Here is a 22,459-nt window from a genome sequence, read left to right as displayed (position 1 = left end):
TCGGTCAGAAGCCGAGCTTGCGCAGTTGGCGGGGGTCGCGCTGCCAGTCCTTGGCGATCTTGACGTGCAGGTCGAGGTAGACCGGGGTGCCGAGAAGGGCCTCGATCTGCTGGCGGGCGGCGGTGCCGACCTGGCGCAGGCGCGCGCCCTTGCGGCCGATCATGATTCCCTTCTGCGAGTCCCGCTCGACGTACAGGTTGGCGTGGATGTCCAACAGCGGCTTGTCGTCGGGGCGGCCCTCGCGCAGGCCCATCTCCTCGACGACGACGGCGATCGAGTGGGGGAGCTCGTCGCGGACGCCGTCCAGGGCGGCCTCGCGGATCAGCTCGGCGGCGAGGATCTCCTCGGGGGCGTCGGTGAGGTCTCCGTCGGGGTAGAGCGGGGGGCCCTCGGGCATCAGCCGGACCAGCAGGTCGCCGAGCAGCGGGATCTGATCGCCGCCGACCGAGGAGACGGGAACGATCTCGGCCCACTCGGTGCCGGTCTCCCGGCCCAGCTCGGCGATGTCGAGGAGGTGCTCTGCGATCCGGTCGGGCGCGGCGAGATCGGTCTTGGTGGCGACGGCGATTTTCGTGGTCCGCCGGACCTTGGCCAGCTCGGTGACGAGGAACCGGTCGCCCGGGCCGATCTTCTCGTCGGCCGGGAAGCACACCGCCACCACGTCGACCTCGGCCCAGGTGGTCTTGACCAGGTCGTTGAGCCGCTCCCCCAGCAGCGTGCGCGGGCGGTGCAGGCCGGGGGTGTCGACGAGGACCAGCTGGCCGTCGGGGCGGTGCACGATCCCGCGGACGACGGTCCGGGTGGTCTGCGGCTTGTCGGACGTGATCACGATTTTCTGTCCGACCAGCGCGTTGGTCAGCGTGGACTTGCCGACGTTGGGGCGCCCGACGAAGCAGGCGAAGCCACTGCGGTAGCCGTCGGGCACGTCGCCGAGGCCGAAGACAGGCGCCGCCGGCGGGGGCAGCGCACCGAAGTCCTCGTCGAACTCGTCGTCGTCCTCGACCTCGTCGACGTCCTCGGGCTCATGCTGGTCGTTCACTGCTCGGCAACTCTCTCCTCGTTCGACGGCTCCCGCGCCGCGTCATAGTCGGCCCAGATCTCCTCGTCGGACTTCCCGGCCGCCTTGCCGGCCCGCCAGATGGGACCGGGGTCGACGGCGCGGGGCTGCCGCCGCGCGACCGATCTCCAGTAGCCCATGACGTCGTAGTGGGTGCTGGGAAGCCGGCGCTCGCGCATCAGGTGCTTGCGGATGGCCCGCATCTGGGCGGACTCGCCGGCCATCCAGAAGTAGCCGTCGCCCGCGGGCCAGTCGATCTCCTCAACGACTCCGGCGAGCCGGCTCTCGTCATCGAGCGGGAGCCAGGTGACATCGGCGGCCGGCGGGAAGTAGCCCTGGATCCGCGAGTCGGCCGGCACCTCGGCGTGGATCCGCACCGGAAGCCGGTCGCCGTGCTCGACGGCGATCCGCGCCATCGCCGGCAGTGCGGTCAGGTCACCGACGAGGAGCAGCCATCGCGCGTCGTCCGGCGGCAGGAAGGATCCCTTGGCCTCGGTCAGCACGACCTGTTGGCCGACGGGATCACCCGACGCCCATTCGGTGACCAGTCCGACGTCGTGCACGACGACATCGAGGACCATCCGCCCGTCGGCGTAGGAGCGCACGGTGTAGTAGCGGCTCTGGAACTGGCCGGGCACGACCAGGCCCACCCACTCGTCGGAGATCCCGGTCGACACGAAGCCGGGGACGTCGAGGGTCAGCCGCACCAGGTGCGGCGTCAGCTGCTCGCGTCCACGGACGGTGGCGTCGTACTGCAGGGCGCGGGTGCTCACCCGCCCAGGCTATCGAGGCACGGCTCAGACACCGAAGTCGTGCCGCAGCGGGTACCCGCTGACGCCGTCGTCGCTCCGGGTCGCCAGCACGTGGTGGAGCTGGATCTCGTCGCGCTCGAAGGCGATCCTGGACCCCGCCATGTAGAGACCCCACACCCGGGCGGTGCCCTCGTCGGTCTCGGCGACGCACGCGTCCCAGTTGTCGGCGAGGTTCCGGCACCAGCCGGCGAGCGTCTTCGCGTAGTGGAGCCGGAAGTTCTCGTGGTGCTGGACCTCGAGTCCGGCGTCCTCGATCGCGGCCGCGATCGTGCCCGAGCCGGCGAGCTCGCCGTCGGGGAAGACGTAGCGGTCGATGAAGGCGCCGGTACGACGGTCCACGTTGTCGTGCCGGGTGATGCAGTGGTTGAGCATCCGCCCCTGCGGCTTGAGCTTGTCGCGCATGAACCCGAAGTAGGCCGGGTAGTTGGCGACGCCGATGTGCTCGGTCAGGCCGATCGAGCTGACCGCGTCGAAGTCGCCCTCGGCGACGTCGCGGTAGTCGGAGTGACGCACCTCCGCCAGGTCGTCGAGGCCCTGCCGCTTGATCTCCTCCTGGGCCCAGGTGGCCTGCTCCCGGGAGAGCGTCACGCCCAGCACGCGGACCCCGTAGTGCTTCGCGGCGTGGCGCACCATGCCACCCCAGCCGCAGCCGATGTCGAGCAGACGCTGGCCGGGCTGCAGTCCGAGCTTGCGGCAGATCAGGTCGTACTTGTAGGCCTGAGCCTCCTCGAGCGTGGCCTCCTCCGTCGGGAAGACCGCACAGGTGTAGGTCATCGACGGGCCGAGGACGTGCTCGTAGAAGGTGTTCGACACGTCGTAGTGGTGATGGATCGCGTCGGCGTCGCGCTCCTGGGAGTGGCGGCCCCACCACTGCAGCGAGCGCAGGCCCTCGAGCCGGTGCCGCCACGCCGGCAGGTGCTCCTGCGGCGGCGGCGCGGGCGGGATCAGGTGGCTCAGGCCGAGCGAGCGCAGCACGCCGACCAGCTCGAGCGGCCCCGGGATCCCGAAGTCGGTGTGGTCCTTGAGCAGCGAGAACGCGGCGTAGGGGTCGCCCGGGTGGGCGCCGTGCAGGACCAGGTCGCCGGCGACGTAGGCGCGGGCGAGGCCGAGGTCGCCGGGCGCCGTCATGATGTAGGAGAGACCGCGCTCGCTGACCAGCTCCACGCCGTAGGGCTGGGACTGGTCACCCGCCACCGAGCCGTCGTAGGCCTTGAGCCACAGGGGCAGGCCGCCCGGGAAGAGGGAAGCGATCGTGGGCGCGATGCCCCTGCCTGTCTGGACTGTCATCGGCTTCGCACCGCCTTGTCGTAGAGGGTCGTCAGTCGGTCGTCGGGATCGTGGACGCGCTTGACCGCCTCGAGCCGGTCGGTGTTGTAGAGCGCGTCGAAGCTCGCCCGGTCGTAGAAAGCATCGGAGTAGAGGGATTTATGCCCGCCCAGCTCATGGACCTTGGCCTCGATCGCGCGGTTGCGGGGGCCGTCGGGGGCGTCGGGGCCGACATGGACGGTGCCCCAGAAGCCCACGTTGACGTAGGTCTTGCCGGTCTCGAGCGGGTACAGCGGCCAGGCCCGGGTGGTGGCCAGCGGGCACATCCACACCGGTCGCATGCCGACCTCCTCGTCGAACCAGGCGAGGAACTCGCCCAACCGCTCGACCGGGACCTCGATGTCCTGCACGACCCGCTCGCGCAGCGGGCGACCGGCGCGACGGTCGAGGCGGTCGGCGATGCCGAAGCGGCGGTCGAGGTGGAGCAGCCGCATGTAGACGTCGGAACGGCGGTAGCGGCGCGGCCAGAACCGGCGGATCCGCGGGTTCTGGGCGCCGAAGGCGCCGGAGCACCAGAACCAGTCGGTGTCCCAGCGCCACAGGTAGTCGTGGAAGGTCAGCCGGTCGCGGTCGCAGGTCTGCAGCGAGCGATAGTAGATCCGCTGTCCGGCGTAGTCGGAGGTCGGACCCGGCTCGTCGGTCCATCGGGCGAGGGTGAGCACGTGCTCGCCCGGCCCGAAGGAGACGCCGTCGAGGCCGTGGACCGGCTCGCCGTCGTACTCCTGGGTCGCGGTGATCTCGGCGATCGTCTTGGCGAGCAGCTCGGGGTCGTCGATGCGCAGGTGGCGCAGCGCGACGTACGGCGGCACGGCGGCGAGCTTGATCCGCAGCCTGGTCGCATAGCCGAGCGAGCCGTAGGAGTTGGGGAAGGCGTCGAACAGGTCGTCGCCCGGGCGGGTCGTGACCACCCGGCCGCTGCCGGTGAACACGTCCATCTCCAGCACCGACTCGTGGGGAAGACCGAGCCGGAAGCTGGTCGACTCGATGCCGAGTCCGGTGACCGCGCCGCCGAGGGTGATCGTGCGCAGTTGCGGGACGACGTAGGGCACCAGCCCATGGGGCAGCGTCGCGTCCACGAGGTCCTCGTAGGTGCACATGCCCTGCACCTCGGCCACCGGGCCGTCAGGGCTCTCGGGCAGCACCTCGATGACACCGCAGAGACCGCTGACGTCGAGTCCGGGAGCATCGGTCGCCGTCCGCGCCCGGAACAGGTTGGTGGTGCGCTTCGCGAGCCGCACGGGCTGACCGGGGGGAATGGCTGCGTAGGAGTCCGCAAGCCGGCGCACGGCCCGCTCGTGCTCCTCCCAGGGAGGGTTTGCCATGACTTGCAACTTACTCCTCTCCGGGGACAACGGGATGCAGGGGTCGGCCCTCCTCCTCTCCCCGATCGCCCGCCCGGTGGTCCGCCCGATCGCCCGCCCGGTGGCCCGCCCGGTGGTCCGCCCGGTGGTCCGTAGACTGACCGGCGTGGAGTTGCTGACGGCGGCACGACCGGAGAGGGGCCGGCGAGGCACCGTCCGGTACCTGCTGCTCGGCGGTCTGCTGGGCGGACTCCTGGCCGGCGCGGTCATCGTCGGCCTGGTGACCATGCACGCCGTCAGCCTGCACGGCACGCCGGCCGCCCACGCGGCGCCGGTCTCCACGGCCGGGCCGGCGCTCGACGGCGACAGGGCCGACGAGCACGGCGCCGACGGGCACCCGGCCCACCGATCCGCCGAGCCGGCCGCGTTCGCTGCGGAGCCCGCCCCCGGCGCCTCCGGCTCTGCCGGCGGCGCTTGCGTCGGCTGCGGCGAAGGGTCGGCGGGCATGGCGGTGGCGTGCGCCCTGGCCCTCCTGCTCGTCCTGCTCGTGCTGACGCCCCCGCGGCTGGTGCCCCGGTGGATGCATGCGCCCTCCTCGCGCGCTCCCCTCGGCCGCCTCCTCCGACGGATGGCCCCCCAGGCACCGTCCTTGCACGTCCTCTGCATCAGTCGCACGTGAGCGGCAGCCGCCCGTCGCGCATCCGCGGGACGGGCGGCCGCCCCCACCTCACCCCGCGTGGCGCCGTCCCGGCCCGCGCGCCCAGCGACTGTGCACCAGGAGACACGACCCATGAAGCGACGAACGGCAGCGCCCGCTGCCCTGGCCCTGACGGCCACCCTGATCCTGGCCGGCTGCTCGTCCGAGGACGACCCGATGCCCGGGATGGACCACGGCTCCTCGGAGCGGTCGGCCGACGACCCGACCGGCCAGGCCGACACGCCCGACGCGACGGACGCGAACGACGCTGACGTCATGTTCGCGTCGATGATGATCGTCCACCACGAGCAGGCCATCGAGATGAGTGACATCGTCCTCGGCCAGGCCGGGGTCGACCCCGCGGTGGTCGAGCTGGCCGAGGCGGTCAAGGCCGCCCAGGGCCCGGAGATCGAGCAGCTCCGGGGCTGGCTGGTCGCCTGGGGCGCCGATCCCGACGGCCAGGGCATGGCCGGGATGGACCACGGCGACGGGATGATGAGCGAGGACGACCTCGCCGCCCTGGAGACGGCCGGCGGCGCCGAGGCATCCCGCCTGTTCCTGGAGCAGATGATCGTCCACCACGAGGGTGCCGTCGCGATGGCCCGTACCGAGGTCGCGGACGGGAGGAACCCGGACGCCGTGCGACTCGCGCGGACGATCATCGACGCCCAGACCGCCGAGATCCAGGAGATGAACGACCTCCTGGACGCCCGCTGACCTGACCGGACGGTCGGTGCCGGGACGCCCCGCGGTGTCCCGGCACCGACCGCCGGTCCCTCCTCGAAGGAACCGCCATGTCCCACCCCACCCGCTCCCGGCGCCGCCTCCTGATCGCCGCCGCCGCCCTGCTGCTCGCCGGGCCCGCACTCGGCGGCTGCGCGTCCGGCACGTCCGACGCCCCCGGGGCCGCCCGCTCGGCCGACGACCCACTCCTCACCGAGCACGACCTCGCCGGCCTCGACGTCAGCCAGGTGATCGACCGGCTCGACGCCCTGCCCGTCGCCGAGCGCCCGGCGGACCTGCTCGCATCGGTGCGCCCGGACAGCCTGGTGCTGAGCGACGACGCGGGTCGCGAGACCCGGCTGCCGATGCCCGAGGACCGGGTCTACGTGTCGGTGGCGCCGTACCGCGAGCAGACGCACGAGTGCCACTTCCACAGCCTGACCACCTGCCGCGGCGAGCTCTCCGGGGCCGGCGTCCGGGTGACCCTGGTGCGTTCCGACGGGGAGGTGCTGGTCGACGAGGAGCGCACGACCTACGACAACGGGTTCACCGGGCTCTGGGTGCCGCGCGGCATCGAGGCCACGCTCACGATCGGGTACGACGGACGGTCGGGCACCGTCCCCGTGTCCACGACCGACGCGGACGACCCGACCTGCCTCACCACGCTGCGGCTGACCTGAGCCGGGCCCGGCGGCGTGGCGGCGACGGCGTCACAGCCAGCCGTTCCCGACCGCGACCAGCACGGCCTCCGTGCGGTTGCCGGCCCCGGTCTTGCCGATCGCCGCGGACAGGTGGTTGCGCACCGTCCCCTCGGAGAGGAAGAGTGCGGCGGCGATGGCCGCGACCGGGGCCCCGTCGCGGGCCGCGCGCAGTACGTCGGTCTCGCGGGCGGTCAGCGGCGACTCCCCGGTCAGCAGGGAGTCGGTGGCCAGGGCGGGGTCGACCACGCGCAGTCCCTGGTGGACACGGCGTACGGCGTCGGCGAGCTGGGTCGCCGGGGTGTCCTTGACGACGAAGCCCGAGGCACCGGCCCGGAGCGCTCGGCGGAGGTAGCCGGGGCGACCGAAGGTCGTCACGATGAGCACCCGGGTGCCCGGGCTCGCCGCGCGGACCTCAGCGCACGCGGCGATGCCGTCCAGGCCGGGCATCTCGACGTCCAGCAGGGCGACGTCCGGGGTGTGCCGGCCGGCCGCCGCGACGGCCTCCTCACCGGTCCCGACCTCGGCGACGACCTCCAGGTCCGGCTCGAGGCCGAGCAGGGCGGAGAGCGCACCGCGGACCAGGGCCTGGTCGTCGGCGAGCAGCAGCCGGATCGGGTCGCTCACGACAGCACCACCGCCACCGACCAGCCCGGCTCGAGACTGCGGGTCACGAGGGTCGCGCCGCCGGCGGCCGCGCGCTCCTGGAGCCCGGTGAGCCCCGACCCGCGGCCGGCGTCGACGGGAACCCCGCGGCCGTCGTCGCGGACCTCGACCGCCTGCGACGTCAGCCGCACCTCGCAGTGCCGGGCCCCGGAGTGCCGCACCACGTTGGTGACGGCCTCGCGGACGGTCCAGGCGAACAGCTCACGCGCCTCGGTCGGGACCTCGTCGGTGCTGTTGGGGAGCGTCGCGTCGATCTGCGCTGCGGCCAGCGCGGTCCGGGCACGGGCGATCTCTCCCGGCAGGGTGAGGCCACGGAATCCCTCCACCGCGCGTCGTACGTCGGCGAGCGCGTCGCGGCTCAGCCGTTCGAGGTCGCCCAGCTCGGCGCGGGCCCGCTCCGGGTCGGCGTCGAAGAGGCGCCCGGCGAGCTCGGCCTTGATCGTGATGACGGTGAGCGAGTGACCGAGGATGTCGTGCAGGTCGCGAGCCAGCCGGTTGCGCTCGCTCTCGGCCGCCAGCGCGGCATTCGCCGCATGGGCGCGGATGAGCTCGATGTTGCGGTTCATCATCGAGCGCACGCCGAACACCGCGATCGACGCCGCCACGACCGAGAACGCGAGCCAGGTGTCGTGCTCCCAGCCCGGGACCGTGAGGCCGAGGACCAGCACGGTCGTCGTCAGCACGAGGACGAGGGGCAGGAACGCCCGGGGCGGGTAGAGCATCACGAGAGTCACCGCGAGGTAGACGACGCTCGCCATGCCGACCTGGCCGAGGGCGGCGACCATGACGACGGCCAGGGTCGCGAGGCCGAGGGTCCAGGCCAGTCGGATCCGCAGGGGCGGCGCCATCGCGAGCCGGGCGCGGCCCCGGCGCAGGGTGACCCACAGGCCGAGGTAGCCCGCGGCGAAGACCACCGTCGCGACCAGCCCGACCCAGGCGTGCGGATCGGGCAGGTCGCCCCAGGCGCTGCGCACCGGGTCGACGAGGAAGGTCAGCCAGATCGCGGCGAACAGCGGCGCCCACCGGCCCAGCGGGCGCTGGAGGGGGTGGGGGGCCGCGGTGTCCACAGGCGTCACGCTAGTCCGCCGGACGTCGTCTGGCCGGTCAGACCCGGGCGGTGTCCCTGCTCATCCGCCAGGCGGCGCCGGCCACGAAGAGCGCGAACCAGGCGACGGCGTTGACGACGGCGTACCAAGGCAGCTCGTGGGTCAGCGGCCAGCGCGCGATCTCGGCGACGCCGTACATCGGGGTCCAGTACGCGATCTGTCGGACCACCTCCGCATAGTCGTCGAGCGGGATGAAGACACCACCGAGGAAGGAGAGGAGCGCGAGACCGGGACCCAGGATCTGCATGGCGTTCTCGCCGGGGACGACGTAGCCGACGAAGACGCCGAGGGCGGCGAAGGTCAAGGTGCAGAAGAGCGTCACCACGGCGCACTCGATCCACACGTGGACGGGCATGTCGGCCTTGCCCTGAATTGCGCCGACGACATTGACGGCGGCGATCGCGAGGGCGCCCATGGCGAGGGCGACCAGCGCTTTCATCAGGATGTAGACCACCGGATGGAGGGGGGTGAGGCGCAGCTGGCGTGACCAGCCGAGGGAGCGTTCGAGGGCGACCATGGAGCCGCCGGCCGCCGCGGTGAGCGCGGCGCCGTACAGCGCCATCGAGGCCAGGATGTACGCCGCCACGTTGCCGCTGCCCGCCTTCTGCTGCCAGCCGGACTGTCCGCCGAAGGCGAGCAGCATGGCCGCCGGGAAGATCAGCGTGAACACGATGGTGCGGCGGTTGCGCAGCATCCGGCGCAGCTCGATGCCGAGGACGGTCAGGTTGAATCCGCCCATCGGCGGAACCCGGCGGGTCGTGGGGTCGACGGTGCTGGTGGTGGTGCTCATGCGGTCTCTCCGGTCAGCGTGAGGAAGGCCTCTTCGATGCCCTGGGCGGCGATCTCGATGTCGCGGGCGGCGGTCTCGGTGAGCAGGTAGCGGGCGACCGCGTCGCTGTCCTTGGCGTGGATGGTCACCGACTCGCCGCGGACGTCGACGTGCTCGACGCCGCCGAGCGCGGCGACCGCGGAGGTGACGCCGTGGTCGACGCCGGGCACCGTGGCCCGGACCGTGCGGCCCGAGGCCAGGGCGCGGATCTGCGGACCGGAGCCGTCGGCGACGATGCGGCCCCTGCTGATCAGCACGATCCGGTCGGCGTACTGGTCGGCCTCCTCGAGGTAGTGCGTGGCGAACAGGACCGTGCGGCCGGCGCCGGCGTCGGCGCGGATCGCGTTCCAGAACGCCCGCCTGCCCTCGACGTCCATGCCGGTGGTCGGCTCGTCGAGCAGCAGCAGGGCGGGGTCGGGCAGCAGCGCCATGGCGAACCGCAGTCGCTGCTGCTCGCCGCCCGAGCACTTGGCGACCCTCCGGTCGGCGATGCCGGTGATCCCGGCGCGCTCGAGGACGTCGTCGACCGCCCGGGTGTCGGCGAACAGGCTCGCCGTGTAGGCGACGGTCTCCCGGACGGTGAGGTCCTTGAGCAGACCGCCGGTCTGCATCACCGCCGACACCAGACCCCGGGCGATCGCCCGACGCGGCTCCAGGTCGAGCACCTCGACGGTGCCGCTCGTCGGTCGGCTCAGGCCCAGGACCATGTCGATCGTCGTGGTCTTGCCGGCGCCGTTGGGCCCCAGGAAGGCCACGACCTCACCGGGATGCAGCTCCAGATCGATGCCTCGGACGGCCTGCACCGGCCCGAAGTCCTTGGTCACTCCCGCCAGGCGGACCGCCCGTCGGCTGGTGCTCGTCGTCGTCATGACCCCAGCGTCGCCGCCGGTCGGGCCCGGCGCCTCGGGCAGGTGTCACGACCCGGGCATGACAGATGTCATGGCGGGAGCGGCGAATCAGCGGCCGCCCGGGCCTGCGGTCGTGGTCGCGCCGATCGTGCCGCGGGCGTCGCCGACGTGGACCACGACGCCCGCGGCGCCGGCGAAGTCGGCGAGCACGGCGCTGTCCGGCTCGGTGAGGTCCCCCGCGTCGCCGAGCACGACGCAGGCGTCGACGCCCGTGGAGCCCGAGGCGACGGCCATCGCGACGACGGCCTGCACCGCGGTGAGCCGGAGCGAGGGCAGGTCGACGGTGGCGGCGGCGTAGGTGCGGCCGTCGGTGTCGCGTACCGCCGCACCCTCGGTGGCCTGGATGCGGGCGCGGGTGGCGCGGGCGAGGGTGACGAGCTTCTGGTCCTCGGCGGACAGGTCGGACATGGATCCATCCTCTCAGCCGCTGCGGCGGGTCCGGCAGGATGGGGGCATGCCCGCCTACTGGATCAGCAGCTACCGCGCCGTCACCGACACCGAGCGGATGGCGGCCTACGCCGCTCTCGCCCTGCCCGCCCTGACCGCCGCCGGGGGACGCTTCCTCGCCCGCGGCCTGCCCGAGCAGGTCTACGAGGCCGGCCTCGAGGAGCGCGCGGTGCTCATCGAGTTCGACACCGTCGAGGCTGCGCGCGCGGCGCATGCCTCCCCGGCCTACCAGGAGGCACTGGCCGCCCTGGGCGACGGCGCCGAGCGCGACATCCGGATCGTCCCGGGCGCCTGAGATGGCGCTCGGCCTGCGGCTGCGGCTCGGGCGCCCCGACCTCGGCCGGTACGCCGCCCGGTTCGGCCTCCCGCAGGCGAGCGACGGGGTCGGGGTCACCTTCCTCGGCGTCGCCAGCCTCCTCATCGAGGACGGCACGTCGGCCGTGCTCACCGACGGCTTCTTCACCCGGCCGTCGCTCCCCCGCGTCGCACTGGGCCGACTGGCGCCCGACGAGGCTCTGATCGAGCGGACCCTCGCCCGCGCCGGCATCGACCGGCTCGACGTGGTCGCCCCGGTGCACACCCACTACGACCACGCGATGGACGCCGCGGCCGTCGCCGCGCGCACCGGCGCCCGGTTGCTGGGCGGCACCTCCGCCGCCCAGATCGGCCGGGGCGGCGGCCTGCCCGAGGATCGGATCGGCGTCGTCGTCCCGGGTGAGCCGGTCCGGGCCGGCGGGTTCACCCTGACCTGGGTCGAGGGCGAGCACTGCCCGCCGGACCGCTACCCCGGACGGATCATGTCGCCGGTCGTGCCGCCGGTGCGGACCACGGCCTACCAGTGCGGCGAGGCGTGGTCGATCCTCGTCGAGCACGACAGCGGGCGGACCGCACTGGTGCAGGGCAGCGCCGGCTTCCGGCCCGGCGCCCTCACCGGGCGGCGGGCCGACGTCGCCTACCTCGGCGTCGGGCAGCTCGGCGTCCAGGACCCGGCCTATATCGAGCAGTACTGGGCCGAGACCGTCACCACGGTCGGCGCCCGGCAGGTCGTCCTGATCCACTGGGACGACTTCTTCCGGCCACTCGACCGGCCGCTGCGCGCACTGCCCTACCTCGGCGACGACCTCCACGCGACGATGTCGGTCCTCGAGCCGCTCGCGCAAGGCCAGGGCGTGGGCCTGCACTTCCCCACCGTGTGGCACCGCGAGGACCCCTGGGCACTGCTCGGCTGAGCCGTCGGCGACGCAAGTGGTGCGTCTCACACCACTAGGGCCCGCCCACGACGGAGCGGCAGGGGATGGTCGCCACCCAGGGATGTCTCGGCGGCGCGATCGGGACGGAGATCGAACCGGCCGGCCGGCCCGCGCAGCGGGAGACGAGTTCCTGGGTGGTGGGCCATGCCTCGCCGCTCTCCCGGGCGACGCCGTGCGAGCGTCCCGTGGCCAGCCCCGCTCCGAGGACCACGACTCCGACCCCGACCGCGAGCGCCCGCTGCCACCGCACCCGGACCAGGTCGAGGGCGACCACCGGCAGCGCGCACAAGAACAGTCCGGAGGTGGTGGCATAGCGGAGCAGTCCGACGGCGCGCCACTGCTGCGGCTCCCAGGCGCCGAAGGACATCCAGGAGTCGAAGTTCAGGACCACGCTGACCGCCCACACCAGGGCCGAGGTGAGCAGCAGCCCGCCGGCCAGCGCCCGGTGCCGCGCATCGCCGTGGCGCAGCAGCACGGCCAGGGCCAGGGCAGGCGGTACGAGGAGCACCAGGAGGCCGGTCGCGCCCGCGATCTCCACGATCCGGGCGGCCAGTCCCCCGGTGTCGGTCCAGGCCGCCGACCCGGCCTGACCGGCGAAGCCGAGCGCCAGGTCAGCGGGGGACCAGCCGTCGCCACCCCGCGGCGGTCGCGGCTGCACGCGGCTCACGACCACCTGGGCCAGCCCGCCGGCCAGCAGCGCGCCGCGCGGCAGCCAGCGCTCCCGGTCGCGCCAGCCGACCACGAGGAGCGGAACGAGCAGGACGACGACGATCTCCGACAGCCCGATCAGCAGTCCGGCGACGGCCCACCACGCTGCCGCGGAACGCGTCCGGGGGCGGTGCAGGACCAACCAGAACCCCAGCCAGAGCCCGAATCCGTGCAGGTTCGCGAGATTGCCGAGCAGCTCGAACCCGGCCGCCGGCAGGAGCACCGGCACCAGGGCGACCAGGCAGCGGACCGCGACCCGGTCGAGCAGGTCCTCGGTGAGGAGGTAGGTGAGCGCGCAGACGAGGCCGACCGTCGCCACGGAGACGGCCGTCGTCGCGAGGTCGTAGCGGGCCGGCGGAATGACGGCGACGATGGCCTCGGCGAGCAGGCGCGGGACCAGGTGCAGGTAGCCGTCGTACGACGACCACGGCGGTACGCCCGCCAGGGCGTCGCTCAGGAAGACCCGGCCGTCCTCGGCCCAGAGCCGGTTGCGGGCCGCCACCGGCACCCGCCACCATCCGTACGCCGTCGCGACGACCCCGAGGACGACGGGAACGGCGACGCGGCGTGGCGGGAGCACGCCCGGAATCCTCTCAGTCGGCGGCGGGCTCGACCTGCGGAACGCGGGAGATCAGCACCGTGCCGATCTTGTTGCGCCGCCCGGCCGCCTGCTCGGCCTCGAAGCGCAGGCCGTGCGCCTCGACCACCGAGCCTGGGATCGGGACCCGGCCGAGGTGCTTGGCGAGCAGGCCGCCGACGGAGTCGACGTCCTCCTCCTCGATCGGGAAGCCGAAGATCTCGTCGAGGTCGTCGACCGGGTAGCGCGAGGACACCCGGACCTCGTCGTCGCGGCCGTCGCCGACCTGCTCGACCTCGACCTCCGCCTCGTCGTACTCGTCGGTGATCTCGCCGACGATCTCCTCGAGCAGGTCCTCGATGGTGATCAGGCCGGCCGTGCCGCCGTACTCGTCGACGACGATCGCGACGTGCAGCCGGCGCAGCTGCATCTCGCGCAGGAGGTCGTCGACCGGCTTCGACTCCGGCACCCAGACGGCGGGCCGCATGACCTCCTCGACCTTCTGGGTCAGCTCGACGTCCGGTGCCTCGAAGTCACGGCGGACGACGTCCTTGAGGTAGGCCACGCCCAGCACGTCGTCGAGGTTCTCGCCGACCACGGGCACCCGGGAGAAGCCCGAGCGCAGGAAGAGCGACATGGTCTGGCGCAGGTTCTTGTGGTTCTCGATGTAGACCACGTCGCCGCGCGGCACCATCACCTCGCGCACCGTGGTGTCACCGAGCTCGAAGACCGAGTGGATCATCTTGCGCTCGTCGGCCTCGATCAGCTCACTGGCCTCGGCGATGTCGACGAGCTCGCGCAGCTCGGTCTCGGTCTGGAACGGCCCCTCGCGGAACCCGCGTCCCGGGGTGATCGCGTTGCCGACCAGGATCAGCAGCCGCGGGATCGGGCCGAGGACCGTGGTCAGCGCCGACAGCGGCCAGGCGCACCAGACCGCGACGGTCTCGGCGTGCTGGCGGCCGACGGTGCGCGGAGCCACGCCGATGACGACGAACGACACGACCAGCATCACCCCGAGGGCGAGGCCCGCGCGGGCCCACCACGAGGCGTCGAGCCGGTCGTCGACGTACAGCGTGACGACGACGATCGCCGCGATCTCGCACAGCAGCTGCAGCAGCAGCGCGGTGTTGAGGTGGCGAGGCGCATCCTCGAGCAGGACCACCAGGCGCTGGGCGCCGGCGCGTCCCTCACCCACCATCTCCTGCGCACGGGCGCGCGAGAAGCCCGCGAGGGCCGCGTCCGCCGCCGCGAACAGCCCCGAGAGCACCACCAGGACGGCCGCTGCACCCAGCGGCCACAGACTGTCGGCGATCATCCCCGCGCCCCCGGCGTCAGGAGGCGGCCACGTGGGCGCGCCACTGGGCCAGCAGCTGGTCCTGGAGGCCGAACATCACCGCATGCTCCTCGGGCTCGGCGTGGTCGTAGCCGAGGAGATGGAGGATGCCGTGGGTGGTGAGCAGCTCCAGCTCGGCGAGCGTGCCGTGGCCGGCCGTGGCCCCCTGGCGCTCCGCGACCGCCGGGCAGAGCACCAGGTCGCCCAGGACGCCCTCCTCGGGCTCCTCGGTGACCAGGCCGGGACGCAGCTCGTCCATCGGGAAGGCGAGCACGTCGGTCGGCCCCTCCTTCTCCATCCACTTCTCGTTCAGTTCGGCGATGGTGTCCTCGTCGACCGCCTTGATGCACAGCTCGGCGAGCGGGTGGACCCGCATCTGGTCCATCACGAACCGCGCGAGCCGCGAGAAGTGCTTGACATCGAGGCCGCTGCCGGACTCGTCGAGGATCTCGATGGTCACTGCTCGCCCTTCTTCGCCGCCCGGCGGGCCGCCTTCTGCTTCTCCGACCTGGCGTCGAACTCGTCGTAGGCCGCGACGATCCGGCCGACCAGCTGGTGCCGGACGACGTCGTGGCTGGTGAGCCGGACGAACGCGAGGTCCTCGACGCCGTCGAGGATCGTCTCCACGACCCGCAGCCCGGAGTTGGTGCCCGAGGGCAGGTCGACCTGGGTCACGTCGCCGGTCACCACGATCTTGGAGCCGAAGCCGAGCCGGGTCAGGAACATCTTCATCTGCTCGGGCGTGGTGTTCTGCGCCTCGTCGAGGATGATGAAGGAGTCGTTCAGCGACCTGCCCCTCATGTAGGCCAGCGGCGCCACCTCGATCGTGCCCGCGGCCAGCAGCTTGGGGATCGACTCGGGATCGAGCATGTCGTGCAGCGCGTCGTAGAGCGGGCGGAGATAGGGGTCGATCTTCTCGCTGAGCGTGCCGGGGAGGTAGCCCAGCCGCTCGCCGGCCTCGACCGCCGGACGGGTCAGGATGATCCGGTTGACCTGCTTGGCCTGCAGCGCCTGCACGGCCTTCGCCATGGCGAGATAGGTCTTGCCGGTGCCGGCCGGACCGATGCCGAAGGTGATGGTGTGCTTGTCGATGGTCTCGACATAGCGCTTCTGGTTGAGCGTCTTGGGCCGGATCGAGCGTCCGCGGTTGCTCAGGATGTTGAGCGAGAGGATGTCCGCCGGCCGCTCGGAGGTCGCGGTCTGCACGCGCAGCATGGCCTCCACGCGCTCGACGACCTCGGGCGTGATGCCCTGGCCGGTGCGCAGGATGGCGACCAGCTCGTCGATCAGCTTCTCGGCGAGCTCGATCTCGTGCAAATCCCCGGACAGCGTGATCCGGTTGCCCCGGACGTGGACCTCGACGCCGAACCGCTTCTCGATGATGCCGAGGTGCTCGTCGCCCGGGCCGAACAGGGTGACCATGTCGATGCTGTTGGGCACGACCACCGTGTGGCGGGCGGGAGCGGGCGACGTGGCTGCGGTGACGGCGGCGCTGACTTTGGGGAGTGAGTCGGTCATGGATGCCCGAGGACGGGCGGCCTTTCAGGTACGACGATGCGGCCCCTCCATGGTACGGGGCCGGGCTGCGGCGCGCCCACTCGTTTCCCCGGTCCGCCCACCGGCGTCTCCGGGCTCAGCCCGGGGGCCAGGTCATCGACCGGCCGGCGAGCACGTGGCAGTGCGTGTGGAAGACGGTCTGCCCCACGCCGGCTCCGGTGTTGAAGACGAGGCGGTAGTCGTCGTACCCCTCGCCGGTGGCGACGGTGCGCGCCGTGGTGGCGATCTCGGCGAACATCGCCGCGTCGGCCTCGGCCGAGGCGGCGGCGTTCGCCTGATGGTCGCGCGGCACGACCAGGACGTGCAGCGGCGCCTGGGGGTTGATGTCGCGGAAGGCGACGGTGCGCTCGGTGGTGTGGACGACCTCGGCGGGGATGTCCCCCGCGACGATCTTGCAGAACAGGCAGTCGGGTGCGGCAGTCACGGGGACAACCATGCCACCATCGACGGATGCGTACTCGCCCCCGCCGTCCGCACCCCCTTCTCGCCGCGCTGAGCGTCGCTGCCTGCCTGCTCGCCGCCTGCGGCGACGGCTCCGACCCGGAGGCCGAGGAGACACCCTCGACCTCTCCCTCGACGTCGCCGGTCGCGTCCGACACCCCCGGCGCGAGCGAGGGCCCGGCCGGCCGGGTGGCCGTGACGGCCTACTACGCCGGCGACACGCCCGGAGGCGTCGCGCTGTACGCCGAGCCCCACGCCCAGGTCGCCACCGACGACGTGCTCGGCCTCCTCCTCGACGGCCCGGTCGACCCGGACTACCGCACCCTGCTGCCGGCCGGCAGCGTCGAGCCCGGCGTGAGCTTCGACGGGATCGGAGCCGACGGCCTCTTCCAGGTGGAGCTCGCCGACGCGTCGTGGACCGAGCGCCCCGACGGCATGTCCCGCCGCCAGGCGCGCCTCGCCGTCCAGCAGCTGGTGTGGACCCTCAACTCGGTGCAGGACGGCGCCACGCCCGACCCGGGCGCCCGCACCGGGGCGAGGATCGGCTTCTTCCTCGACGGCGAGGAGGTCAGCTATCTCGGCATCCCCAGCGGCGCGCAGGCCGCGCCGGAGCTCGACGTCCTCGCCGCGGTCAACATCACCACCCCGGCCGACGGCACCGCGGTCGACGACAGCGTCGCCGCGAGCGGCCTGGCCAGCTCCTTCGAGGCGACTGTGCCCTGGGAGGTGCAGGACTCCTCCGGCGCGGTGGTCGTCGAGGGCTTCGCGACCGCCGAGGGATGGATCGAGAGGCTCTATCCCTGGTCCGCGGAGATCGACGTCTCCGGCCTCGCGCCCGGCGACTACACCCTGGTCGCGCGCACCGACGACCCGTCCGGCGGTGAGGGCGGCGGGCCGACGGAGGACACGAAGCGGATCACGGTGCGGTGAGGTTCTCCCGGCTCCGGCTGAACCGGACCCTGCTGCTGCGCCAGCACCTGCTCGACCGCGCGACGATGGCACCGGCGGACCTCGTGGAGCACCTGATCGGCCTCCAGGCACAGGAGCCGCTGTCGCCGTACCTCTCGCTGGCGGCGCGGCTGGACGAGCTCGACCCGTACGCCGTCAGCGCGGCCATCGAGGACCGCTCGCTCGTGCGCGTGCTGAGCCTGCGCGACACCGTGCACCTCCACCGGCCCGCCGATGCCGTCACGCTGCCCGTGTGGGCCGCACCGGTCCGGGAGCGCGAGCTGAAGGCCAGCCAGACCGTCGGCGAGGCCCGCACGGTCGACCGCGAGGCCTTCCGGGTCGCGGTCGACGAGGTCCTCTCCGACGGCCCGCTCCCCCAACGGCAGCTGGGCGCAGCTCTGGCCGAACGGTTCCCCCAGCACACCGCCGGCCAGCTCGGCGGCGTCGCCCGGCTGCTGACGGTGCTCGCCCAGCTGCCGCCACGCGGGTGCTGGAAGCCGGCCGGCTCGACAGCCGTCGCCTACGACTTCGCCGCGCGCTGGACCGGCCTGCCCCTGGCCGAGCCGGATGTCCCCGGTGTGGTCCGCCGCTACCTGCGCGCCTACGGCCCCGCCACCGCCTCCGATGTCACCGCCTGGTCCGGCATCACCCGCCTCGGACCGGTGCTCAAGGCGATGGCCGACCTCGAGGTGCACGAGGACGAGGACGGCAGGCCGCTCTACGACGTCACCGACGCCCCCGTGGCCGACGAGGACCGGCCCGCCCCCGTGCGCCTGCTCGGCTGCTATGACAACCTCTGGCTCTCCCATGCCGCCCGGGACCGGGTCACCGCCGCCCAGCACCGCGGCCTGTGGATGGGCGTCAACGGCGCCCAGGCCATGTCGGTGTACGTCGACGGCTGGCTGGCCGGGCTCTGGCGGGTCGAGCACGGCCGGGTGGTGCTGGTGCGGATGGTCCGCGACCTGAGCCGGTCCGAACAGGCGGGCCTCGACGCCGAGATCGCCCGCACGGAGGCACTGCTGGCCCGCTGACCCGGCGCGTCTGAACGTCGTACGAGTGCCGACCCGGCGCGTTTGAACGCGCCGGGTCGGCGTCTCTCAGACGTTCAGTTGCGCCGGGTCGATTAGGCCCAGCGGGAGGTACGGGACAGCAGCGCGGCGACGGCGGCGACCCCGGCGGTGGAGGTGCGCAGCACCTCGGCGCCCAGCCGGACCGACACCGCGCCGGCGGCGACCAACCGGGCCACCTCCTCGTCGGTGAGCCCGCCCTCGGGCCCGACCACGACCAGCAGCTCGCCGTCGGACGGCAGTGCGAGGGCGGTGAGGGGCTCGGTGGCGTCCTCGTGGAGCACGACGGCGACGTCGACGCCCGCGACCAGCGCGGCGACCTCGTCCGTCGAGGCCAGCGGCACCACCTCCGGGTGCCAGGCCCGGCGCGCCTGCTTGGCCGCCTCGCGGGCGGTGGCCCGCCATTTCGCGTGCGACTTCGCGACGCGCTCGCCCTTCCAGACCGCGACGCTGCGGGCGGCCGCCCAGGGCACGATCCGGGCGACGCCGATCTCGGTGAGCACCTCGACGGCCAGCTCGCCGCGCTCGCCCTTCGGCAGTGCCTGGACGACGGTGACCGAGGGACGCGGCTCGGCGTGGTCCTCGACCGCGGCGACCAGGACGGTGAACGCGCGCTTCGCGGTGGCGCTCACCTCCGCGGTGGCGACCCGGCCGAGCCCGTCGGCGAGGGAGAGCCGCTCCCCCACCCGCAGCCGGCGTACGACGACGGCGTGGTGCGCCTCGTCGCCCTCGACGGTGACGGCGTCACCGGCCCGCACGCCGTCGAGCGACGGGACCAGGTGCTGCGGGAGGGTCATCGCTCAGTGTGCGCTGAACGCGTCGCGGAGCCGCCCGAACACGGACTTGTGTGCCGGCCGGACGTCGCCGGTGGGCCGCTCCTCGCCACGGATCGCGGCCAGCTCGCGCAGCAGCTCCTCCTGGCGGGGGTCCAGCCGGGTCGGGGTGTCGACCCCGATGGTGACCGCGAGATCGCCTCGCCCGCCGCGCAGGCCGGGGACGCCGCGGCCGCGGAGCACCACCTGGTGGCCGGACTGGGTGCCGGGCGGGATCTGGAGGTCGAAGAACCGCTCGACGTCCTCGCTGGCCGGGAGATCGGCCTCGAGCGTGGGCAACTCGATCGTCGTCCCGAGCGCGGCCGCGGTCATCGGCACCGACACCGCGCAGTGCAGGTCGTTGCCGTGCCGCTCGAAGACCTCGTGCGGGGCGACGTGGATCTCGACGTACAGGTCGCCGGCGGGGCCGCCGCCCGGCCCGACCTCGCCCTGCTCGCTGAGCTGGACCCGGGTGCCGTTGTCGACGCCGGCGGGGATCTTGACGGTGAGGGTACGCCGGGAGCGGACTCGGCCGTCGCCCGCGCACTCGCGGCAGGGATCGGGGATCACGGTGCCGAAGCCGCGGCAGGCGGCGCAGGGACGCAGGGTGCGGATCTCGCCGAGGAAGGACCGCTGCACGTGGGCGACCTCGCCCGCGCCCCGGCAGGTCTCACAGGGCACCGGGTGGCTGCCCGGCGCGGCACCCTCGCCGCCACAGGTCGTGCAGCGCACGGCGGTGTCGACCTTGAGCTCGCGGGACACGCCGAAGGCGGCTTCGGCGAGCTCCACCTCGATCCGGATGAGCGCGTCCTGGCCGCGGCGCACCCGCGGCCGGGGTCCCCGGCCGCCGCCCGCGCCGCCGGCGTTGCCGCCGAAGAAGGCGTCCATGATGTCGGTGAAGGAGAAGCCGGCGCCCTGGCCACCGAAGCCGCCACCGAAGGGATCGCCCCCGCGGTCGTAGGCGGCTCGCTTGTCGGGATCGGACAGCACCTCGTAGGCGGCGGTGACCTGCTTGAACCGCTCCTGGCTCTCCGGGTCGGGGTTGACGTCGGGGTGCAGTTGGCGGGCGAGCTTGCGGTACGCCTTCTTGATGGTGTCGGCGTCGGCGTCGCGACCGACGCCGAGCAGCTCGTAGGGGTCCTGACTCACGTGATGTGCTCTCTCAGCTCTCGTCGAGGATGCGGGAGACGTAGCGCGCGACCGCGCGCACCGCCGCCATCGTTCCGGGGTAGTCCATGCGGGTGGGGCCGACGATGCCGAGCGCGGCCAGCGCGTCGTCAGGGCCGTAGCCGGTGGCGACGACGCTGGTGGACGCCAGCTCCTGGATCGGGCCCTCGGCGCCGATCCGGACTGTGACGGCGCCGCCGCTGGTGGCCTCGCCGAGCAGCTTGAGGAGCACGACCTGCTCCTCCAGCGCCTCGAGCAGCGGGCGCACCGACGTCTCGAAGCTGTCGCCGAAGCGGGCCAGGTTGGCGGTGCCGCCCACCACCACCCGCTCGTCGGAGCGGTGGTCGCTCATCGCCTCGACCAGCGTCTCGACGACGGCGACCGTGGGCGGGGAGGCGGTGGTCGCGCCCGTGTCGTCGCGGACCAGCGCGTCGAGCGCGGCGGCGGCGTCGGCGATCACCTCACCGGTGGCGGCGAGGTTGATCCGGGAGCGCAGGGTGCCGAGCTGGTCGTCATCGATGTCGGCGTCGAGCTCGACGAGGCGCTGCTCGACCCGGCCGGAGCTGAGGATCAGCACCAGCAGCAGGCGGGCCGGCGTGAGAGCGACGACCTCGATGTGGCGCACCGTGGAGCGCGACAGGGTGGGGTACTGCACGACCGCGACCTGGCGGGTCAGCTGGGCGAGCAGGCGCACCGAGCGGTGCACGACGTCGTCGAGGTCGACGGCACCTTCGAGGAAGCCCGCGATGGCGCGACGCTCGGCCGAGGAGGTGGGCTTGACCGTCGACAGCCGGTCGACGAAGAGCCGGTAGCCCTTGTCGGTCGGCACCCGCCCGGCGCTCGTGTGCGGCTGGTGGAGGTAGCCCTCCTCCTCGAGCGCCGCCATGTCGTTGCGGATGGTCGCCGGGGACACATTGAGGTGGTGGCGCTCGACCAGCGCCTTCGAGCCGACCGGCTCCTCCGTCGCCACGTAGTCCTCGACGATCGCGCGCAGGACGGCGAGCCTGCGGTCCTCCTGCATGGCCACCTCCTTGCTGTCGTGTGCGTGGTCCCGGCGAGCACGGCCGGATCTGGCACTCCGTCACCGTGAGTGCCAATCCTAGCGCTCACCCGCGGGAGCGCCGCGTCGTGCGCACCAGCGAGCCGCGGATCCGGACGCCGGTGAGACACACCCTTCCCGCACCGTCGGCGATCCAGTAGGTTAGGCTCACCTAATCTTCCCGCCGACGATCCCGGACCCACTCCGGGGCGAAGGAGAGGACATGACGGTCGACCCCGGTCTCGACGTACGACGCATCGCCGCGGCGGCGCGCAGCATCCTGGCCTGCCCCGCCGAGGTCCAGCTGGTCGTCGACGGCATCGACGACCCCGCCGACCCCGACGACCCCGCCACCGGTCTCGACGCCGCGGGCCTGGAGATGCAGGACCACGGCGGCCGGCCGCTCCTCACCTGCACCGCCGACTCGGCACTCGCGGTCGCGGCCACCGACCGGCGCGGCGCGCTGCTCACCCTGACCAGCGGCCTCGGCGCCGCCGGGACCGCCGAGCGCGACGCGACGCTGACCCTCTCCGGGCGGCTCGAGGCACTCGGGCTCGAGCAGTGCGAATGCTGCGACGAGGTCCGGATGCGGGTCGGCCTGCACCTCGACTTCGCGCTCCTCTCCCGCACCAGCGCGCCCCGGGACGCACCCGACGAGACCCGGGTCCGGGTACCCCTCGGCGCGTTCGCCGACCCGGAGCACGAGCTCAACCGCGGCTTCCTCCAGCGCTCCACGGAGCACGCCAACCTGTGTCATCAAGACGAGCTGCGCCGTGCGATCGCGGCGATGACGCAGACCCGGCTCGGCGAGGTCGTCGGCGTCCAGCTCGCCGACCTGCACGCCGGCGGCGTCGCGCTCCGGTGGGTCGACCTCACCGGGGCCCACAGCGCCGAGCTGCGCTTCCCCCGCCCTGCCGCGTCGGCGGCCGAGCTCGGCGACCTGCTGCGCACCGAGCTGCACGCCGGCCTCTGCTGAACGATCGGCCGGGT

Annotated in this window: 25 protein-coding genes; 8 read left to right on the top strand and 17 right to left on the bottom strand. The window is 73.1% G+C overall.

All coding sequences use genetic code 11. The features are described from left to right. Nucleotides 1-4 precede the first annotated feature (4 nt). From era to QJ852_10995, 4 genes are all read right to left on the bottom strand, one after another. Nucleotides 5-964 carry a GTPase Era gene (era, locus tag QJ852_11010; protein WGX99448.1) on the bottom strand — a complete coding sequence of 320 codons (960 nt, stop codon included), beginning with the start codon at nt 962-964 and terminating at the stop codon, nt 5-7. A 71-nt stretch (nt 965-1,035) separates the two neighbouring features. Next, nucleotides 1,036-1,830: a siderophore-interacting protein gene (locus QJ852_11005; protein WGX98956.1), complete on the bottom strand. Its 795-nt coding sequence runs from the start codon at nt 1,828-1,830 to the stop codon at nt 1,036-1,038. Between the two features lie 24 nt (nt 1,831-1,854). Further along, nucleotides 1,855-3,156, bottom strand: a complete 1,302-nt coding sequence (locus tag QJ852_11000) for a cyclopropane-fatty-acyl-phospholipid synthase family protein (GenBank protein WGX98955.1) — start codon at nt 3,154-3,156, stop codon at nt 1,855-1,857. After that, nucleotides 3,153-4,517 (bottom strand): FAD-binding oxidoreductase, encoded by a 1,365-nt coding sequence (locus QJ852_10995; GenBank protein WGX98954.1) that lies wholly within the window; start codon nt 4,515-4,517, stop codon nt 3,153-3,155. The genes QJ852_11000 and QJ852_10995 overlap by 4 nt, the downstream gene beginning before the upstream one ends. Here QJ852_10995 and QJ852_10990 point away from each other — a divergent pair. The 3 genes from QJ852_10990 to QJ852_10980 all read left to right on the top strand — a co-directional run bounded on the left by QJ852_10990 (nt 4,516) and on the right by QJ852_10980 (nt 6,596). Further along, nucleotides 4,516-5,175 (top strand): hypothetical protein, encoded by a 660-nt coding sequence (locus QJ852_10990; protein ID WGX98953.1) that lies wholly within the window; start codon nt 4,516-4,518, stop codon nt 5,173-5,175. The two genes, QJ852_10995 and QJ852_10990, sit on opposite strands and share 2 nt — an antisense overlap. A 111-nt stretch (nt 5,176-5,286) precedes the next feature. Then, on the top strand, nt 5,287-5,910 hold the full coding sequence (locus QJ852_10985; protein ID WGX98952.1) for a DUF305 domain-containing protein: 624 nt from the start codon (nt 5,287-5,289) through the stop codon (nt 5,908-5,910). Nucleotides 5,911-5,987: 77 nt separating this feature from the next. Next, a complete protein-coding gene (locus tag QJ852_10980; GenBank protein ID WGX98951.1) occupies nt 5,988-6,596 on the top strand; it encodes a CueP family metal-binding protein in 609 nt (202 codons plus the stop codon). Between the two features lie 30 nt (nt 6,597-6,626). On the opposite strand, the gene QJ852_10975 is transcribed toward QJ852_10980, so the two are convergent. From QJ852_10975 to QJ852_10955, 5 genes are all read right to left on the bottom strand, one after another. Continuing rightward, nucleotides 6,627-7,241 (bottom strand): response regulator transcription factor, encoded by a 615-nt coding sequence (locus QJ852_10975; GenBank protein ID WGX98950.1) that lies wholly within the window; start codon nt 7,239-7,241, stop codon nt 6,627-6,629. Then, the gene (locus tag QJ852_10970; protein ID WGX98949.1) at nt 7,238-8,347 is read right to left on the bottom strand and encodes a sensor histidine kinase; all 1,110 of its coding nucleotides are present in this window, start codon (nt 8,345-8,347) and stop codon (nt 7,238-7,240) included. The genes QJ852_10975 and QJ852_10970 overlap by 4 nt, the downstream gene beginning before the upstream one ends. Before the next feature lie 37 nt (nt 8,348-8,384). Further along, nucleotides 8,385-9,176 carry an ABC transporter permease gene (locus QJ852_10965; protein WGX98948.1) on the bottom strand — a complete coding sequence of 264 codons (792 nt, stop codon included), beginning with the start codon at nt 9,174-9,176 and terminating at the stop codon, nt 8,385-8,387. After that, entirely contained in the window at nt 9,173-10,084 is a 912-nt protein-coding gene (locus QJ852_10960; protein WGX98947.1) for an ABC transporter ATP-binding protein, read from the bottom strand. The genes QJ852_10965 and QJ852_10960 overlap by 4 nt, the downstream gene beginning before the upstream one ends. An 87-nt stretch (nt 10,085-10,171) precedes the next feature. Next, on the bottom strand, nt 10,172-10,531 hold the full coding sequence (locus tag QJ852_10955; protein WGX98946.1) for a cytidine deaminase: 360 nt from the start codon (nt 10,529-10,531) through the stop codon (nt 10,172-10,174). A gap of 46 nt (nt 10,532-10,577) precedes the next feature. Here QJ852_10955 and QJ852_10950 point away from each other — a divergent pair, with 46 nt between their 5' ends. Further along, complete coding sequence (locus tag QJ852_10950) at nt 10,578-10,865, top strand: DUF1330 domain-containing protein (GenBank protein ID WGX98945.1); 288 nt, start codon at nt 10,578-10,580, stop codon at nt 10,863-10,865. A 1-nt stretch (nt 10,866) separates the two neighbouring features. Next, nucleotides 10,867-11,799, top strand: coding sequence for an MBL fold metallo-hydrolase (locus tag QJ852_10945; protein ID WGX98944.1), 933 nt, complete (start codon nt 10,867-10,869; stop codon nt 11,797-11,799). 34 nt (nt 11,800-11,833) lie between these two features. Here the strand turns inward: QJ852_10945 and QJ852_10940 are convergent, their stop codons facing one another. The 5 genes from QJ852_10940 to QJ852_10920 form a co-directional block, all read right to left on the bottom strand. Then, entirely contained in the window at nt 11,834-13,108 is a 1,275-nt protein-coding gene (locus QJ852_10940) for a hypothetical protein (GenBank protein ID WGX98943.1), read from the bottom strand. A 13-nt stretch (nt 13,109-13,121) separates the two neighbouring features. Next, a complete protein-coding gene (locus tag QJ852_10935) occupies nt 13,122-14,420 on the bottom strand; it encodes a hemolysin family protein (protein WGX98942.1) in 1,299 nt (432 codons plus the stop codon). A 16-nt stretch (nt 14,421-14,436) separates the two neighbouring features. Beyond that, nucleotides 14,437-14,898, bottom strand: a complete 462-nt coding sequence (gene ybeY / locus QJ852_10930; GenBank protein ID WGX98941.1) for an rRNA maturation RNase YbeY — start codon at nt 14,896-14,898, stop codon at nt 14,437-14,439. After that, nucleotides 14,895-15,860 (bottom strand): PhoH family protein, encoded by a 966-nt coding sequence (locus QJ852_10925; protein ID WGX99447.1) that lies wholly within the window; start codon nt 15,858-15,860, stop codon nt 14,895-14,897. Before QJ852_10925 ends, ybeY begins: the two co-directional genes overlap by 4 nt. A gap of 211 nt (nt 15,861-16,071) precedes the next feature. Further along, complete coding sequence (locus QJ852_10920) at nt 16,072-16,419, bottom strand: HIT domain-containing protein (GenBank protein ID WGX98940.1); 348 nt, start codon at nt 16,417-16,419, stop codon at nt 16,072-16,074. A gap of 26 nt (nt 16,420-16,445) precedes the next feature. Between QJ852_10920 and QJ852_10915 the strand changes: the two genes are divergently transcribed. Further along, on the top strand, nt 16,446-17,366 hold the full coding sequence (locus QJ852_10915; GenBank protein ID WGX98939.1) for a Gmad2 immunoglobulin-like domain-containing protein: 921 nt from the start codon (nt 16,446-16,448) through the stop codon (nt 17,364-17,366). Next, a complete protein-coding gene (locus tag QJ852_10910; GenBank protein WGX98938.1) occupies nt 17,363-18,415 on the top strand; it encodes a winged helix DNA-binding domain-containing protein in 1,053 nt (350 codons plus the stop codon). Before QJ852_10915 ends, QJ852_10910 begins: the two co-directional genes overlap by 4 nt. A gap of 92 nt (nt 18,416-18,507) precedes the next feature. Here the strand turns inward: QJ852_10910 and QJ852_10905 are convergent, their stop codons facing one another. Genes QJ852_10905 through hrcA form a run of 3 tightly spaced genes read right to left on the bottom strand, consistent with a single transcriptional unit; the run spans nt 18,508 to nt 21,451 of the window. Beyond that, a complete protein-coding gene (locus QJ852_10905; GenBank protein WGX98937.1) occupies nt 18,508-19,248 on the bottom strand; it encodes a 16S rRNA (uracil(1498)-N(3))-methyltransferase in 741 nt (246 codons plus the stop codon). Between the two features lie 3 nt (nt 19,249-19,251). After that, complete coding sequence (gene dnaJ / locus QJ852_10900; GenBank protein ID WGX98936.1) at nt 19,252-20,412, bottom strand: molecular chaperone DnaJ; 1,161 nt, start codon at nt 20,410-20,412, stop codon at nt 19,252-19,254. Nucleotides 20,413-20,425: 13 nt separating this feature from the next. Continuing rightward, nucleotides 20,426-21,451 (bottom strand): heat-inducible transcriptional repressor HrcA, encoded by a 1,026-nt coding sequence (gene hrcA, locus QJ852_10895; protein ID WGX98935.1) that lies wholly within the window; start codon nt 21,449-21,451, stop codon nt 20,426-20,428. Between the two features lie 241 nt (nt 21,452-21,692). Between hrcA and QJ852_10890 the strand changes: the two genes are divergently transcribed. After that, nucleotides 21,693-22,445, top strand: coding sequence for a hypothetical protein (locus QJ852_10890; protein ID WGX98934.1), 753 nt, complete (start codon nt 21,693-21,695; stop codon nt 22,443-22,445). Nucleotides 22,446-22,459 lie beyond the last annotated feature (14 nt).

Source organism: Nocardioides sp. L-11A, from assembly GCA_029961745.1.
Taxonomy (GTDB): domain Bacteria; phylum Actinomycetota; class Actinomycetes; order Propionibacteriales; family Nocardioidaceae; genus Nocardioides.
This window is presented reverse-complemented; position numbering and strand designations above follow the sequence as displayed.